12 protein-coding genes are annotated in these 16,025 nt (G+C 56.3%); all 12 read left to right on the top strand.

Features of this window, described 5'->3' with window-relative positions; all coding sequences use genetic code 11:
* Positions 1-110: 110 nt before the first annotated feature.
* The 12 genes from ICA16_RS03745 to xylB all read left to right on the top strand — a co-directional run bounded on the left by ICA16_RS03745 (position 111) and on the right by xylB (position 16,022).
* A complete protein-coding gene (locus tag ICA16_RS03745) occupies positions 111-473 on the top strand; it encodes a response regulator (RefSeq protein WP_210700170.1) in 363 nt (120 codons plus the stop codon).
* A 244-nt stretch (positions 474-717) separates the two neighbouring features.
* On the top strand, positions 718-3,579 hold the full coding sequence (locus tag ICA16_RS03740) for a hypothetical protein (RefSeq protein WP_210699953.1): 2,862 nt from the start codon (positions 718-720) through the stop codon (positions 3,577-3,579).
* A 33-nt stretch (positions 3,580-3,612) separates the two neighbouring features.
* Entirely contained in the window at positions 3,613-4,668 is a 1,056-nt protein-coding gene (locus tag ICA16_RS03735) for a hypothetical protein (protein WP_210699952.1), read from the top strand.
* An 80-nt stretch (positions 4,669-4,748) separates the two neighbouring features.
* Positions 4,749-6,053, top strand: a complete 1,305-nt coding sequence (locus ICA16_RS03730; protein ID WP_210700169.1) for a glycosyltransferase — start codon at positions 4,749-4,751, stop codon at positions 6,051-6,053.
* A 119-nt stretch (positions 6,054-6,172) separates the two neighbouring features.
* A complete protein-coding gene (locus ICA16_RS03725) occupies positions 6,173-7,069 on the top strand; it encodes a phosphatidylinositol-specific phospholipase C domain-containing protein (RefSeq protein ID WP_210699951.1) in 897 nt (298 codons plus the stop codon).
* A 101-nt stretch (positions 7,070-7,170) separates the two neighbouring features.
* Positions 7,171-8,076 (top strand): AraC family transcriptional regulator, encoded by a 906-nt coding sequence (locus tag ICA16_RS03720; RefSeq protein WP_150603843.1) that lies wholly within the window; start codon positions 7,171-7,173, stop codon positions 8,074-8,076.
* 321 nt (positions 8,077-8,397) lie between these two features.
* The gene (locus tag ICA16_RS03715) at positions 8,398-9,708 is read left to right on the top strand and encodes an ABC transporter substrate-binding protein (protein WP_150598277.1); all 1,311 of its coding nucleotides are present in this window, start codon (positions 8,398-8,400) and stop codon (positions 9,706-9,708) included.
* 172 nt (positions 9,709-9,880) lie between these two features.
* Complete coding sequence (locus ICA16_RS03710) at positions 9,881-10,807, top strand: carbohydrate ABC transporter permease (RefSeq protein ID WP_047301353.1); 927 nt, start codon at positions 9,881-9,883, stop codon at positions 10,805-10,807.
* An 8-nt stretch (positions 10,808-10,815) separates the two neighbouring features.
* Positions 10,816-11,646 carry a carbohydrate ABC transporter permease gene (locus ICA16_RS03705; RefSeq protein WP_150603841.1) on the top strand — a complete coding sequence of 277 codons (831 nt, stop codon included), beginning with the start codon at positions 10,816-10,818 and terminating at the stop codon, positions 11,644-11,646.
* A gap of 127 nt (positions 11,647-11,773) precedes the next feature.
* A complete protein-coding gene (locus tag ICA16_RS03700) occupies positions 11,774-12,877 on the top strand; it encodes an ABC transporter ATP-binding protein (protein ID WP_210699950.1) in 1,104 nt (367 codons plus the stop codon).
* 19 nt (positions 12,878-12,896) lie between these two features.
* Positions 12,897-14,369, top strand: coding sequence for a mannitol dehydrogenase family protein (locus tag ICA16_RS03695; protein WP_210699949.1), 1,473 nt, complete (start codon positions 12,897-12,899; stop codon positions 14,367-14,369).
* 156 nt (positions 14,370-14,525) lie between these two features.
* On the top strand, positions 14,526-16,022 hold the full coding sequence (xylB, locus tag ICA16_RS03690; protein ID WP_210699948.1) for a xylulokinase: 1,497 nt from the start codon (positions 14,526-14,528) through the stop codon (positions 16,020-16,022).
* Positions 16,023-16,025 lie beyond the last annotated feature (3 nt).

Below are 16,025 nucleotides of genomic sequence, written 5' to 3'. Positions count from 1 at the left end.
TCTTTTTTGTATCAAACCGGGAACTTGTGGCTATGCGCCACTTACTCATGCAAAAGCACGGTATTTTTGATCGACCGGCGCACCCGATTCCTACCCTTGAGAGCTTAATTATGTCCGCCACCCTTTCCACCATCCTGGTCGTCGAAGACGACGCCATCGTGCGCATGCTGATCGTCGATGTGCTGGAGGAACTGGAATTCACAGTGCTGGAAGCGGACGGCAGCGAGCAGGCGCTGGAAATTCTCGTGGATACGGCCAAGCATATTGATCTGATGATGACGGATGTCGGTTTACCCGGTATGGATGGCCGTGAGCTGGCACTGGAAGCGCGTAAAATTCGCCCCGAACTGCCAATCCTGTTTGCCAGTGGTTACGCCGAAAGTATCGATGTGCCAGATGGCATGCACGTTATCGGCAAACCTTTTTCGATTGACCAGCTGCGCGACAAAGTGAAGGGAATACTTAAACCATAACGTGTTCGCCCTTCACCTTTTAAGCAAAATAACCTCGAACACGGGGTTCAATCGATCATTTACGCAACAGACTATTACCGGTCTGTTGCGCTGCACAACTTGCAACTCTTTTAAACTTTAAAAGTCGCGAAAACAGATTTACTGTGCGCCCACCTAACGGCGCAAACACTTACCTGTGTGTTTCACCTAATTGAACTCACCAAGGCCGGAGAGGAACTACAAGCAACTGACAAGGATGAAATCAGTGAAGCCATCACCAAAACAAAGTCTCGTCGAGCAGCGTGACGGAAAACTTGCCCCCTCAAATTTCAATGCTCCGGAACAACGGGACATTGAAGAAAAAAACAATATTCTTGCTGCCATCAAAGCAAAAATCGGCGAGCGCACCGACGAAGAAACCCTGGACCTCAATAAGTTATTCGCCTCACGAGTCACCGACAGCACTTTCGATCATGCCTGTGAATTTGCGCGAATAGAATTGCAGAAGCTCACGAAAAGGGATGCCTTTCTCCTACTGGATGACAGATACATTTTCTGCGAAGAAACAGTGTTTGAAGTTGATGAAAACGCCAGACTGCGCGGACTCGATGATGACTTCTGGCTGGATCTGGATAACTCATCCGGTCTGATAGAACCTCCTGATCGTGACTGGTTTGATATGAGCACGGATTCGCTTGTCACCACCTATCTTAGCGAGGATCTTACCCTGCTCGCCGAATGTGCAGCCAACCTTGGTGGCCGAGTACTTATCGGGAAATACATCAGCGTCGGACAGTGGCTTCGCTTTCAAAAACACGACCTGCCCCACACGGTGCTGGAAGCCAGGCAATTGATCGCGCATCTCACGTTCAAATTACCGCCCCCCCCGCCACTGGGCAACTATCACGAGTTGATCTTCGCCGCGCAAGACAGCCCCTTTCGACTCACCGATGCTGACCGCCAGACCATCAAAGCGTTGATCGAGGAAACCACCGGCGGGGCGACATCGCTGTTTCAGCACATCGTTCCTTACAACAATTTCAATGAAATAGGCGTTGCTGATCGCAGACAGCATGCCGCTACTTTTATTGAACAGTTCCTGAAAAAACCCAAGGCGCAGGCCTTAGGCGCAACGATGCATACCCGGCTGAACTGGAATCTTGAACAAGACGATAGCGAGGTCGCCCGCATGCAAATCATGCATCTGGTCGTATCCGCATTGATCATTGACATCATTCCTACACTGCAACACCACAGCGCAGTCATTGCCGGGTTCGACATGTACCACCCGAACAACGCGTCATTGACCCCTGCGGACGTCGTCGAGAACCTTGAACAGCACTTGCTGCAAACCACGGCAATTGAAGCGACCAATGTGCAAATCGCAGCACACCTGCTGTTGTCCGGGACAGCGCCCGAATTTTTGATCGCCGATACACCGGCGGAGTTGACATTGGGTAAGGCAGGTTGGGTCGTGCTGTCGCAAACAGTCGCGACGATTGAACTGGCCACGCCCGGAGCCGCGCGCTTGTTGAGTTACGCGGACATCATAGCGTTTTCCGAACTGAGCCCAATTAGCAGCGATCAGCGCACACTGCAGGAATTAACGTCCGCCTTGCCGGTCATCAACTGGGCAGTGATGAATAATCTTGTCCCTTATGCACAGGGAAAGGATTACAGCCACGAAACGTTTTTAAAAGCGGCTACATACTTCGACCGTTACAGCGATGCATTGCACCAATCCGAAAAAGGTCTGTCAGGCGTCGCGCCCGACCGAACAAAGTTGTCGCTAAAAGCGCTACAGCAAGTTCTTGCACCTGGTGATTACCTGCAACGTAAAGCGTTTTCGATCAAATACGATAAATCCTTCACTGACCGCAACTGGCTCGACCTTCTGGGCTCACTCAACTTGAAGGGGCTGGCCGAGGAAATATTCGACTATTCACTGGATGGACGAGGTATGAGCCATTTCGCCTTAAGCGAACTGCGTAAGTTACGCCTCAGCGTGGTTGACCTCTACATGTCCGGTGATTTGAGCGAAAACGGCAAGCTGACCTCGAAATACAAAACCGCAGCTAACTTCGCGGCACCCGTGGGCGCTTTTCAACGTCTGAATGAGCTGGAGCCCGCAGCCACGATCTTTGATCGCGCATTCACACAATATTATGAAGAATTGCAGGCGGGTCGGGACGCGTTGATCAAGCTTGCCATTTGCAATCTGCCCAACCGCGACAGACAAGCACTGATGAACGGCCATGTCTCGATCTATACCGTTCGCGAAACAGCCAATCCTATCAACGCCTTCGAGGAAACCCAGAATCATCGCGACGCGAAAAAAGGTCGCTTTGGCGTCATTCTGTGCACCCAGTCCGCGGGGGTGACCCGAAGCTACGAGCTATTCACATTGAGGGGATTGTGCCGGGAGTGCCCCGAACTGGCGTTGATGTTACGGAAGACCGGTGTGATCAATCAGAATCCCCAGCTCTCGTACACAGGAAAAAAAACCGATTTCCAGAAGAAAAATCAAGACCACGTCTGGCCACTGGACTTCAGTGCCTATGCCAGTGGCAGCGAACCCCGCAGTGGCATGACATCCAGCGTCGTGGTGGAAAAACTATGTCAGATGCACCTGAAGGCAGACAATGTCGGGCAAGTAGCACTGTTCTTCGCTCCGGCGCTGAAAGAACTGACTGATTGGGTGCTGACCTATCACCCTGTTCTGACTCGCGAAGAAATGTATGCATCGCTGAATACGCAGACCGAGCTGCAGGTATTGCGTCAGCACAACAGGGTGGTGGATAAATTCCTCGTGGATCTGGTCGTGCCTTTCAAAAAATGCATTGAGGATATCCAGTCCGGTGATGCACCGCGTGTTTCCGAAGGCATCGGAGGCTGCATTCTGGACGGTCTGGCCTTGGTCGGTTTGCTGGTCGGTCTGGGTGTTACGGTGGCGAACATCGTGACCAAATCTGTATCTACCACCGCAAAGGTCTTGAGTATCGCCAAAGCCTCGCTCAGATTTGCTGTCGCTGTGGTCAATCCACTGGACGGTTTACCCGATCTGGCGCAAAAGGGTGCGCGGTTGGCCAAGCGTGGGGCGCTGTTGTTGTCCAAGCGCAGTTCGTAAGCTCTGGAAGTTGCCAGCAGTCAAATCCGCAGATTGAGCGGCAGCTCGCAATCCTATGATTTGATCAAGGCCGCCAAGCGCACTGATCTCATGCAAGGCCAGTGGAAAGCGGTCGATGATCTGGCTGAACCGCTCGAACTCGTGGCCCTGCAACGCAACAACGAGTGGCATGCGCTGCACTTCAAGACAGGCGGCGCCTGGGGACCGAAGCTGCCGAATTTCAAGATTCTGGATTTTTCGCCTTTGCGGCGTTTTTTTGCGCGCTTCAAGCCGCACGGTTACACCCGGCGTTACTTGAAAAGGTCGCTGCCCCTCGCCAAAAGCAAGCTGGATAACGCCATTAGCGTATGTACCGACCCTAACTGGGAGGCCCAGGTTCGACTGGTTTTTGAACACGTATTCGGGACATATTCCGACGATGCCCTGAAACATGTGCTGCAGAGACTGCGTGCCATGCGCCACGATCTCAACGGTGTCTCACTGGCCAACATGTCGTTCAAGAAAGACCCCGTCAACGCCTTGGCAGCCTTGCGAACTACGGACTATAAACAGTGGAAAGCAGCCAGGAAAAATGTTGACGATCCTGCGGGTTCGTTCAAACGCTTTTTGAAGATATTTCCCGACCAGATGGATGAGTTCTACCGCACCAGCCGTTACGACGACAGCCGGATCGCCGACGTGCTAATCCATGAGTTATCGCACGGTGCACCAGGAACGCTCGATTTGTATTACGGGCATGTGACCCCGTTTTCCCAATTAGACGTCACCTCGCTGGTTGATTTGGCAAGGAGTTCGACCCGGGCTCACCCGCGGTTCCCGGACAATCCCCACGCGGTATTGGCGCGACCAGGCGACTGGAAGATTCTTGACTCCAGCGCCGCCAGTCAACCGCTGTTGGTGCGTCAAAATCCGGCACTACTCAATGCCGACTCCTATGAACTGGCCGTGGGTCTGCTCGACCAGATCAAAACCGAGCGCCCTATGTTCGAGTTGAACATCGACGCAATCCGTTTCCCGGTATACCACGCCCACCCCGAGCGCTTCCTGGACCAACCGGTCCTGGTCAACCTCGGCACGCCGATTACCTGATATAGACAAACCGGACACCGTCCGGTTTGTGTTTTAATCCGCGCTGTTTTTTTCCCACCGTACGTTTAGGAATCCGCGTTATGAGCCAGCCTGCAACCAAAGTTCTCGTCATTGGTTACGTCTGGCCCGAACCCCGCTCCTCCGCCGCCAGCGGGCACGTGATGCAGATTCTCGAGACGTTCCTGGAGCAAGGCTGGGAGATTACCTTCAGCAGCCCGGCAGGTCCCGGTGAGCACAAGGCCGATTTGTGTGCACTGGGGATCCGCGAGGTGCCGATCGAACTCAATAACAGCAGCTTCGATACCTTCATCAGTGACCTGGCGCCCGACATTGTGTTGTTCGACCAGTTCATGATGGAAGAGCAGTTCGGTTGGCGGGTTGAAAAGCACTGTCCAGGCGCCCTGCGTGTTCTGGAAACATCTGATCTGCAAAGCTTGCGACATGCCCGCCATCAACGGCTCAAGGATCGTCTGAAAGCCAATAACGATCAGGATGACTTCAGCGATTTGTTTATTCCTGCGTTGCGCGAAGAATTCGAATTGATGGCTACCACCGACCTGGCCAAACGGGAAATTGCGGCGTTGTATCGTTGTGACTTGAACCTGATGATTTCCGAAGTGGAAATCGAGTTACTGGTCGAACAGTTCGGTTTACCGCGCCAGTTGCTGCATTGGTGTCCACTGATGGTTGACCTGCCAGAGGCACCAGCGCGAACCTTCGAAGATCGGGAACATTTTCTGAGTATCGGCAATTTCCGTCATGCCCCCAACTGGGATGCCGTGCTCTGGATGAAATCGACCATCTGGCCGCTTATTCGCCAACAATTGCCTGAAGCACAACTGCACATTTACGGCGCCTACACGCCCCCCAAAGCCACGGCTCTGCACAACGCGGCGCAGGGCTTTCATGTAATGAACTGGGCTGAAGATGCATTGCAGGTCATGTCTGCGGCGCGGGTCTGTCTGGCGCCTCTGCGCTTTGGCGCCGGGATCAAGGGCAAGCTCGTTGACGCGATGCTTTGCCGCACTCCGAGTGTCACAACGCCGATCGGTGCCGAGGGCATGCACGGTGAATGCCGATGGCCTGGAGATGTCACCCGTACCGCGACTGAATTCGCCGACTGCGCGATCAAGTTATATAAGGACGAAACTTACTGGCAAGCTGCCAGCCTGGCTGGCGACAGGTTATTGAGCGAGCGTTACCAACAGAAAACCCATGGACCAGCGCTCATCGCGAAACTGCAAGAATGCAAAATAAACTTACAATCACTGCGAGCCAATAATTTTATCGGCAGCATGTTGCGCCATCATGCCCACAAAAGCACACAATATATGGCTCAGTGGATTGAAGCCAAAAACAACAACACCCTGTCGACCCAGGCATAAAGACACCAGCACTACAAAACTTGTATTACATCGGCTATTGGCGAACCAACAACCCAGACTTATAAACATCCTGCCTGTGCGAACGTTATTCGCACTTTTTGAATTACGCAGGATACAACATGAACAACTACACCTTTAAAAACCTGCTCCCTTATCAATGGATGGGGAGCACTCCAGAAATTGACAATCTGTCATTGTTCGAAATGACATTGCCCGGCACGCATAACGCTGGCTGTGACTGGGAGGCCTCTTATGCACCATTCGTCGCAAACTGGGTAGTTTGTCAGGATGTCTCTTTTTATTCGCAACTCAATCGCGGTGCGCGGGCGCTTGACCTGCGCCTGATATACGACTCAAAGTCCAGCGGACTCGCAAAATTCCGCTTCCTGCATAACAGCGAATTGTCCTCGCGCACGCTGGAAGATCTCGTTCGCGACATCAAAGGTTTTCTGGAACGCAGCTACAATGAATTCATCATCCTCGACTTCCACGAATTAAAGGGAGGCAAGGAGCCCTTCGATTACAAGTACTTCAGCGAAATGATGATCAAGCATTTGGGCGAGTACATAATACCGTCAGAAAACATACACCTCACTCTTGGACAATTGAAAAAAGTCAGCCGAACGCAGCGATTGTTGGTGGCAACTCCATCGCATTACGATCTGGACTGGAAGTTGTTCTGCGGGCAGGTCGTTCACAAGTGGGCTGGAAATTCTTACGTCCAGGAAACCCTACACCCTACTTCCTCATTGTTTGCTTACGTGATCGAAGTCATGAAAAGCCCCCCTTCGAGAGACTATCTTTGGTCGCTCTCGGCAGCCATCTGGACTTTGGAGGGGCCGCAAAGAATCCTTGAAGTCCTTGATGACTGGTTTGATCCTGAGAGAAGAAATTGGGTGGAGCACTGCAACATCATCAGTTTCGATTTTATTAAAAACTCCAAAATCGTATTTTTTTGCCAGACAGCGAATCTGGGAAAAGCTGCTAAAAAATCCACAACAGGCGCCGTGACTTGATCCAATGCCGGGCCGCTTCAGCCGCGGCCCTTCAGCAAGCTGGCGCACAACCGGCGGAACGAGGCATGATCGCCTGGCGATAACAAAAAAAGCGCCCAGCCATGACCCGAACCGCACGCGTGACCGACCCCTCTTACGAGTTGATGGATGACCATAACGGGTTGTCCATCATTTACCGTCAGCATGGCTTTCCCTGCCCGCTGGTGCGCTGGCATTTCCACAAGGAATACGAACTGCACCTGATCGTCGCCAGTTCAGGCAAAGTGTTCATCGGCGACTACATCGGCAACTTCTACCCACAAACCCTGTTCCTCACCGGGCCCAATCTGCCCCACAACTGGATCAGCCAGGTGGCGGAAGATGAAATCGTCGAAAAACGCGACATGCTGGTCAACTTCACCGACGAGCTGTTCGAGAGTGGCCATCAGGTGTTTGCTGAACTGAAGACGCTGGCGCCATTACTGGAGCGTGCTCAATACGGCATCGAGTTCCGCTGCAAACGCACGATTGGCCAGGCCATGACGCTGATGCAGCGAATTGCCGACAGCCGCGGCATCACTCGACTCGGGCACTTTTTCATCCTCATGGAATTGCTGGCGGCCAGCGATGACTTCCAGTTGTTGTCCGGCGCAACCACGTCGCAATTGGCGGATGAGCACAATATCGACCGCACCAACCGCGCCGTTGATTACATCTTCAGCCATTACGCCCGGGACATTTCACTGGAAGAAGTCGCCGAGCATCTGGGCATGACACCGACCTACTTCAGCCGCGTATTCAAACAGGCGACCGGGCGCACCTTCATCGAGTTCGTCAATCGCTTGCGCATCAGCAAGTCCTGCGAATTGTTGGCCGATGGCGATAAACCGGTGACCGATGTGTGCTTCGAGTCGGGCTTCAACAATATTTCCAACTTCAATCGACGCTTTCAGCAGCTCAAGGGCATGACGCCTTCGCATTATCGACGCCTGGCAGTGCAGCGCCTGACCGAGCAAAACCACAGCTGAAAGCAGGATCAAAAGATCGCAGCCTTCGGCAGCTCCTACACCGGTCATCTGTAGGAGCTGCCGAAGGCTGCGATCTTTTGATCTTCGCTATTAATCTCTGAAAACCTGTACGTATCCGCTGCCCTCCCAGCGCTGCAATCCCCTTCCCTGCGTTTAGCTCATCAAAGTGCAGTGCAAAAAAGTATCAATCAAAGTGCGACGGATGATTTGTCAGCCCTGCGATTGAAGGCTGTAATCAGCGCACATTCTTCCTGCACTGGAAGACACAAAAACAATAACCGTCCTTCTGCCTCCCCCGGGGTGCAGAAAAAGGAGTGCACGATGCAACCCACTGCAAAAGCTCTGCTTGCCCTCACCTGCATGACCCTCAGTAGCGTCAGCCTTGGCGCCCAGACCCTGACCATCGCCACCGTCAACAACAGCGACATGATCCGCATGCAGAAGCTCTCGAAAACGTTCGAGACCGAGCACCCGGACATCAAGCTCAATTGGGTAGTGCTGGAAGAAAACGTGCTGCGCCAACGCCTGACCACCGACATCGCCACTCAGGGCGGGCAGTTCGACGTGTTGACCATCGGCATGTACGAAGCTGCACTGTGGGGCGCCAAGGGTTGGCTTGAGCCGATGAAAGATCTGCCGGCCAGTTACGCCCTCGACGATGTGTTCCCGTCGGTGCGCGAAGGTCTGTCGGTCAAGGGTTCGCTGTACGCCCTGCCGTTCTACGCCGAAAGCTCGATTACCTATTACCGCACCGACCTGTTCAAGGAGGCCGGCCTGACCATGCCAGAGCGGCCGACCTGGGAACAGATCGCCGGTTTTGCGGAAAAACTCACCCACAAAGATAAAGAGCAATACGGCATCTGTCTGCGCGGCAAGGCCGGTTGGGGCGAGAACATGGCGCTGATCACCACCGTAGCCAATGCCTATGGCGCGCGCTGGTTCGATGAACAGTGGAAGCCGGAATTCACGGGGCCCGAGTGGAAAAACGCGCTGAATTTCTACGTCGACACCATGAAGAAATCCGGCCCGCCGGGCGCCTCCAGCAACGGTTTCAACGAAAACCTTGCGCTGTTCAACAGCGGCAAATGCGCGATCTGGGTCGATGCCAGCGTCGCCGGTTCGTTCGTCACCGACAAGACCCAGAGCAAAGTTAGCGACCACGTCGGCTTCACCTTCGCACCGCATCAAGTCACCGACAAAGGTTCGGCCTGGTTGTATTCGTGGGCGCTGGCGATTCCGACCAGCTCCAAGGCCAAGGATGCTGCGAAAACCTTCAGCGCCTGGGCCACGTCGAAAGAATACGGCGCACTGGTTGCCGAGAAGGACGGGATCGCCAACGTACCGCCGGGCACCCGTGCCTCCACGTACAGCGACGCTTACATCAAAGCCGCGCCGTTTGCCAAGGTCGCGCTGGAATCGCTGAAGGCGGCCGACCCAGGCAAACCGACCCTGAAGCCCGTGCCGTACATCGGCATTCAACTGGTGACCATCCCTGAGTTCCAGGCGGTGGGTACGCAGGTCGGCAAACTGTTCTCGGCGGCGTTGATCGGCCAGACCACGGTGGATCAGGCGCTGGCGTCAGCGCAGCAGACCACTGAACGCGAGATGAAGCGCGCGGGTTATCCGAAGTAACCGCCACTAAACCTGTGGGAGCGGGCTTGCCCGCGATGAGGCCGACACATTCAACATTAATGTCGACTGTTAAATCGCCATCGCGGGCAAGCCCGCTCCCACAGGGTTCGCGTCGATGTCAGGAATGCGTCTTTCCTGAACATGTATCTGCACCCAACCGGTTGTGATCACCATGAATACTTCAACTGCCAAAGCCCAAATCGACCTGTCCCGGCCGCAGCGCAAAAGCCGCGTGGCCAATCCCGGCTGGTTTCTGGTCAGCCCCTCGGTGGCCTTGTTGCTGCTGTGGATGATCGTGCCGCTGGGCATGACCATTTACTTCTCGATGATCCGCTACAACCTGCTCTACCCCGGTGAAAACCAGTTCGTGGGGCTGGAGAATTTCACTTATTTCCTGACCGACTCAGGGTTCATGCCCGGCGCAACCAACACCTTGTTACTGGTCGGCAGCGTGTTGCTGATCAGTGTGGTATTCGGCGTGTTGATCAGTGCCTTGCTGGAGGCCAGCGAGTTTCTCGGGCGTGGCATCGTGCGGGTCATGCTGATTTCGCCGTTCTTCATCATGCCCACGGTTGGCGCGCTGATCTGGAAGAACCTGATTTTCCATCCGGTGTCGGGAATCCTCGCCTACATCTGGAAACTGTTCGGCGCACAACCGGTGGACTGGCTGGCGCACTACCCGCTTCTGTCGATCATCATCATTGTGTCGTGGCAATGGCTGCCCTTCGCGATCCTGATCCTGATGACGGCCATGCAGTCCCTCGACCAGGAGCAGAAAGAAGCTGCGCGCCTCGACGGCGCGGGCCCCATCGCCATCTTCTGGCACCTGACGCTGCCGCACCTGGCTCGGCCGATTGCGGTGGTGGTGATGATCGAAACAATCTTCCTGCTGTCGGTGTTCGCCGAGATTTTCACCACCACCAACGGTGGCCCCGGCTACGCCTCGACCAACCTCGCCTACCTGATCTACAACCAGGCGCTGGTGCAGTTCGACGTCGGCATGGCCTCGGCGGGCGGTTTGATTGCCGTGGTCATCGCCAACATCGCCGCGATCATTCTGGTGCGGATGATCGGCAAAAACCTGACTGACAAAGCCTGAGGCCTGCCATGACTCTTCAACAATCCCGCCGGCTGCAAAGCCTGCTGCTCGGCACCCTGGCCTGGGCCATCGCGATCGTGATTTTCTTCCCGATCTTCTGGATGGTGATGACCAGTTTCAAGACCGAAATCGACGCCTTCGCCACGCCGCCGCAGTTCATCTTCACGCCGACGCTGGAAAATTACCTGCACATCAACGAGCGCAGCGACTACTTCAGTTTTGCCTGGAATTCGGTGGTGATTTCCTTCAGCGCCACCGCGCTGAGCCTGCTGATTGCAGTGCCGGCCGCCTACTCGATGGCGTTCTACGAAACCCAGCGCACCAAAGGCACGCTGCTGTGGATGCTCTCCACCAAAATGCTGCCGCCAGTGGGCGTGCTGATGCCAATCTACCTGCTGGCCAAGAGTTTCGGCCTGCTCGATACGCGCATCGCGCTGATCGTGATCTACACGCTGATCAACCTGCCGATTGTGGTCTGGATGATTTACACCTACTTCAAGGACATCCCCAAAGACATCCTCGAAGCCGCCCGCCTCGACGGCGCCACGCTGTGGCAGGAAATGGTCCGCGTGCTGCTGCCCATCGCCAAGGGCGGCCTGGCCTCGACCGTGCTGCTGTCGCTGATCCTGTGCTGGAACGAGGCCTTCTGGTCGCTGAACCTGACCTCGTCGAAAGCCGCACCACTGACCGCGTTGATCGCCTCGTACTCAAGCCCTGAAGGGTTGTTCTGGGCCAAGTTGTCGGCGGTGTCGACCCTGGCCTGTGCGCCGATTCTGATCTTCGGCTGGATCAGCCAGAAACAACTGGTCCGCGGCCTGTCGTTTGGCGCTGTGAAATAGATATTTCAGAAGCAAAAGATCGCAGCCTTCGGCAGCTCCTACACAGAGCACACCGTCCCCCTGTAGGAGCTGCCGCAGGCTGCGATCTTTTGATCTTAAAAAAACAACAATGCGGAGGCCCATCACCATGGCCAACCTGAAAATCAAGAATCTGCAAAAAGGCTTCGAAGGTTTTTCCATCATCAAGGGCATCGACCTGGAGGTGAACGACAAGGAATTCGTGGTCTTCGTCGGCCCGTCCGGTTGCGGTAAATCGACTCTGCTGCGCCTGATCGCAGGGCTTGAAGAAGTCAGCGGCGGCACCATCGAGCTCGATGGCCGCGACATCACCGAAGTCAGCCCGGCCAAGCGTGACCTGGCGATGGTGTTCCAGACCTACGCGCTGTACCCGCACATGACCGTGAAAAAGAACATGTCCTTCGCCCTCGATCTGGCCGGCGTACCAAAAGCCGAAGTCGAGCAGAAAGTCGGTGAAGCGGCGCGCATTCTTGAGCTCGGGCCGATGCTCGAACGCAAACCTAAACAGCTGTCCGGCGGTCAGCGTCAACGTGTCGCGATCGGCCGCGCCATCGTGCGCAATCCGAAAATCTTCCTGTTCGACGAACCGCTGTCCAACCTCGACGCCGCGCTGCGCGTGCAGATGCGCCTGGAACTGCTGCGTCTGCACAAAGACCTGCAAGCGACCATGATCTACGTGACCCACGATCAGGTTGAGGCAATGACCATGGCCGACAAAGTCGTGGTGCTCAATGGCGGCAAGATTGAGCAAGTCGGCTCGCCGCTGGACCTCTATCACAGCCCGGCCAACCTGTTCGTCGCCGGTTTCCTCGGCACGCCGAAAATGGGTTTCCTCAAGGGCAAGATTACCCGCGTCGACGGCGCAAGCTGCGAAGTCGCGCTGGACGCCGGCACGCGCATCACCCTGCCCTTCAACGCCGCCCACCTGAGCGTCGGCAGCGCTGTGACCTTGGGTATTCGCCCGGAACATCTGGAGCTGGCGCAACCGGGTGACTGCACCCTGCAAGTCACCGCCGATGTCAGCGAACGTCTGGGCAGCGACACCTTTTGCCACGTCAAAACCAACGCCGGCGAAGCCCTGACCATGCGTGTGCGCGGTGATCTGGCGAGCCGTTATGGCGAGCAACTGAACCTCTATCTGGACGCCGCCCACTGCCATTTATTCGATGCCGAAGGCGTGGCGCTGGCCCGTCCGCTGCGTGCGGCTGCCTGATTTTTTCGAGAGTTTTCCCATGAAACTGAACAAACAGAATCTCAACCGCCTCGCCACCGAAGTGCAACTGCCGGCCTACAGCCTCAGCGACACTCGCCAGGGCATCGCGCACATTGGCGTTGGTGGCTTTCACCGGGCGCATCAGGCGTATTACACCGACGCGCTGATGAACACTGGCGAAGCGCTGGACTGGGCGATTTGCGGTGTCGGCCTGCGCGCTGAAGACCGCCGTGCCCGCGACGATCTCAAAGAGCAGGACTACTTGTTCACTCTCTTCGAACTCGGCGATAGCGATGACACCGAAGTGCGCGTCATCGGCGCGATTCGCGACATGCTGCTGGCCGAAGACGGCGCGCAGGCGTTGATCGACAAACTCGCCGATCCGCAGATCCGCATCGTCTCGCTGACCATCACCGAGGGCGGCTATTGCATCGATGACAGCAACGGTGAATTCATGGCGCATCTGCCGCAGATCCAGCACGACCTGGCACACCCGGGCGCACCGATAACCGTGTTCGGCTTCCTCTGTGCGGCCCTGGAGAAACGCCGTGGCGCAGGCACGCCGGCGTTCACGATCATGTCCTGCGATAACCTGCCGCACAACGGCGCGGTGACCCGCAAGGCACTGCTGGCCTTCGCCACCCTGCGCAACACGGGGCTGCGCGACTGGATCGAGCAGAACGTCAGTTTCCCCAACGCGATGGTCGACCGCATCACACCAATGACCAGCACCGCGCACCGTCTGCAACTGGCCGACAAACACGCGGTGGACGACGCCTGGCCGGTGGTCTGCGAACCGTTTGTGCAGTGGGTGCTGGAAGACAAATTCGTCAACGGTCGCCCGGCGTGGGAGAAGGTTGGCGTGCAGTTCACCGACGACGTGTCGCCGTACGAAGAGATGAAGATCAAATTGCTCAACGGCAGCCATCTAGCGCTGACCTATCTGGGTTTTTTGAAGGGCTATCGCTTCGTCCACGAAACCATGAACGACCCGCTGTTCGTGCGTTACATGCGCGCCTATATGGACCTGGATGTCACGCCGCAACTGGCGCCAGTGCCGGGTATCAACCTGGACGATTACAAAGACACGCTGGTGGCGCGGTTCTCTAACCAAGCGATTGCCGATCAGCTTGAGCGTGTGTGTTCGGATGGTTCGTCGAAGTTTCCCAAATTCACCATTCCGACGATCAACCGGTTGATTGCCGATGGGCGCGAGACCCGCCGCGCGGCGTTGGTGGTGGCGGCTTGGGCGTTGTATTTGAAGGGCGTGGATGAGAATGGCGACACCTATTCCATTCCTGATCCTCGGGCTGTTTTCTGTCAGGCATTGGTGGCGGATGATGCGTTGATGACGGAGCGTTTGTTGGCGGTCGAGGAGATTTTCGGCACGGCGATACCGCGGTCGGCGGAGTTTGTCGCAGCGTTTGAATGGTGTTGCGATAGTTTGCGTGAGGTGGGTGTTACGCGGACTTTGGAGCGTGTGCTGGCCTGAGTTATGCGGTGAAGCTACCGACGTCATCGCTGGCAAGCCAGCTCCCACATTTTCTCGATGGCACTCAATACTTGTGAACGACTGAGAACCCTGTGGGAGCTGGCTTGCCAGCGATTGGCCACACCCGGATTGACCTGACTCCTTGAGGATATTCTTGTGACAACCCGACAACTCTTCCTCGGCATAGACTGCGGCACCCAAGGCACCAAAGCGATCATCCTCGATGCCGCCAGCGGTCAGGTGCTCGGCCAGGGCGCCGCGGCGCACACGATGATCAGCGGCGCCAATGGCCGTCGCGAGCAAGACACTCAGCAATGGCTTGAAGCTTTCACCCTCGCTACCCGCCAGGCGCTGCTGGCGGCGGATGTCGATGGCCAATCAATCCTCGGCATCGGCGTTTCCGGGCAGCAGCACGGTCTGGTGCTACTCGATGATGAAGGCGAAGTACTGCGCCCGGCCAAACTCTGGTGCGATACCGAAACCAGTGCTGAAAACGACCGATTGCTCACCCACCTCGGCGGCGAAAACGGCTCTCTGGAACGCCTCGGCGTGGTCATCGCGCCGGGTTACACCGTGTCAAAACTGCTTTGGACCAAAGAACAACATCCAGACGTATTCGCGCGCATCGCCCGCATTCTGCTGCCCCACGATTACCTCAACTATTGGCTCACCGGCCGAGCCTGCAGCGAGTACGGCGATGCTTCCGGCACCGGTTATTTCAACGTACGCAGCCGCCAGTGGGATTTGCAGCTGTTGCGCGACATCGACCCCAGCGGACGCCTGCAAGCGGCGTTGCCGGAGCTGATCGATGCGCACGAAGCCGTAGGCACGATCCTGCCCGCGATTGCCGAACACCTCGGCATCAACCGCAACGCATTGGTGTCCAGCGGTGGCGGTGACAACATGATGGGCGCTATCGGCACCGGCAATATCCAGCCCGGCGCGATCACCATGAGCCTCGGGTCGTCCGGCACTGTGTACGCCTATGCCGATGCGCCGACGGTCAGTGCGGATGCTTCGGTCGCGACTTTTTGCTCCTCCAGCGGCGGATGGCTGCCGCTGATCTGCACCATGAACCTGACCAACGCCACCGGCGCGATTCGCGAACTGTTCGAACTCGATCTCGATCAGTTCAACACCCTCGTCGCCCAAGCCCCTATCGGGGCTGAAGGCGTGTGTATGCTGCCATTCCTCAACGGCGAGCGCGTCCCCGCCCTGCCCCACGCCACCGGCAGCCTGCACGGCTTGACGCTGGACAACCTGACACAGGCCAATCTGTGCCGCGCCGCCATCGAAGGCACGACCTTCGGCTTGCGTTATGGACTGGATTTACTCCGGCACAATGGTTTACAAAGCCGCAGCATTTGCCTGATCGGCGGCGGTTCGAAGAGCGCCGTGTGGCGCCAAATCGTCGCCGACATCATGGACACCCCCGTCATCTGCACCGAACAGAGCGAAGCGGCCGCCCTTGGCGCGGCGATTCAGGCGGCGTGGTGCAAGTCATGGTCCAATGGCCACGAAGATACCCTGGCCGAACTGTGCCAGCGCTGCGTGAAGCTTGACCTGAGCAGTGAAACCCTGCCGAACGCCGCCAATGTCGCGGCATTCCAGCAGGCTTATGAACGCTATCAACAGCATGTCGCAACCCTATAAAGA

The organism is Pseudomonas anatoliensis, from assembly GCF_017976235.1.
In the GTDB taxonomy this organism is placed as follows: Bacteria; Pseudomonadota; Gammaproteobacteria; order Pseudomonadales; family Pseudomonadaceae; genus Aquipseudomonas; species Aquipseudomonas anatoliensis.
This window is presented reverse-complemented; position numbering and strand designations above follow the sequence as displayed.

Excerpts from the sequence above, each read along its gene's own strand:
- ICA16_RS03745 (WP_210700170.1), top strand. The coding sequence starts at position 111 with ATGTCCGCCACCCTTTCCACCATCCTGGTCGTCGAAGACGACGCCATC.
- ICA16_RS03730 (WP_210700169.1), top strand. The coding sequence starts at position 4,749 with ATGAGCCAGCCTGCAACCAAAGTTCTCGTCATTGGTTACGTCTGGCCC.
- ICA16_RS03725 (WP_210699951.1), top strand. The coding sequence starts at position 6,173 with ATGAACAACTACACCTTTAAAAACCTGCTCCCTTATCAATGGATGGGG.
- ICA16_RS03720 (WP_150603843.1), top strand. The coding sequence starts at position 7,171 with ATGACCCGAACCGCACGCGTGACCGACCCCTCTTACGAGTTGATGGAT.
- ICA16_RS03715 (WP_150598277.1), top strand. The coding sequence starts at position 8,398 with ATGCAACCCACTGCAAAAGCTCTGCTTGCCCTCACCTGCATGACCCTC.
- ICA16_RS03710 (WP_047301353.1), top strand. The coding sequence starts at position 9,881 with ATGAATACTTCAACTGCCAAAGCCCAAATCGACCTGTCCCGGCCGCAG.
- ICA16_RS03705 (WP_150603841.1), top strand. The coding sequence starts at position 10,816 with ATGACTCTTCAACAATCCCGCCGGCTGCAAAGCCTGCTGCTCGGCACC.
- ICA16_RS03700 (WP_210699950.1), top strand. The coding sequence starts at position 11,774 with ATGGCCAACCTGAAAATCAAGAATCTGCAAAAAGGCTTCGAAGGTTTT.
- ICA16_RS03695 (WP_210699949.1), top strand. The coding sequence starts at position 12,897 with ATGAAACTGAACAAACAGAATCTCAACCGCCTCGCCACCGAAGTGCAA.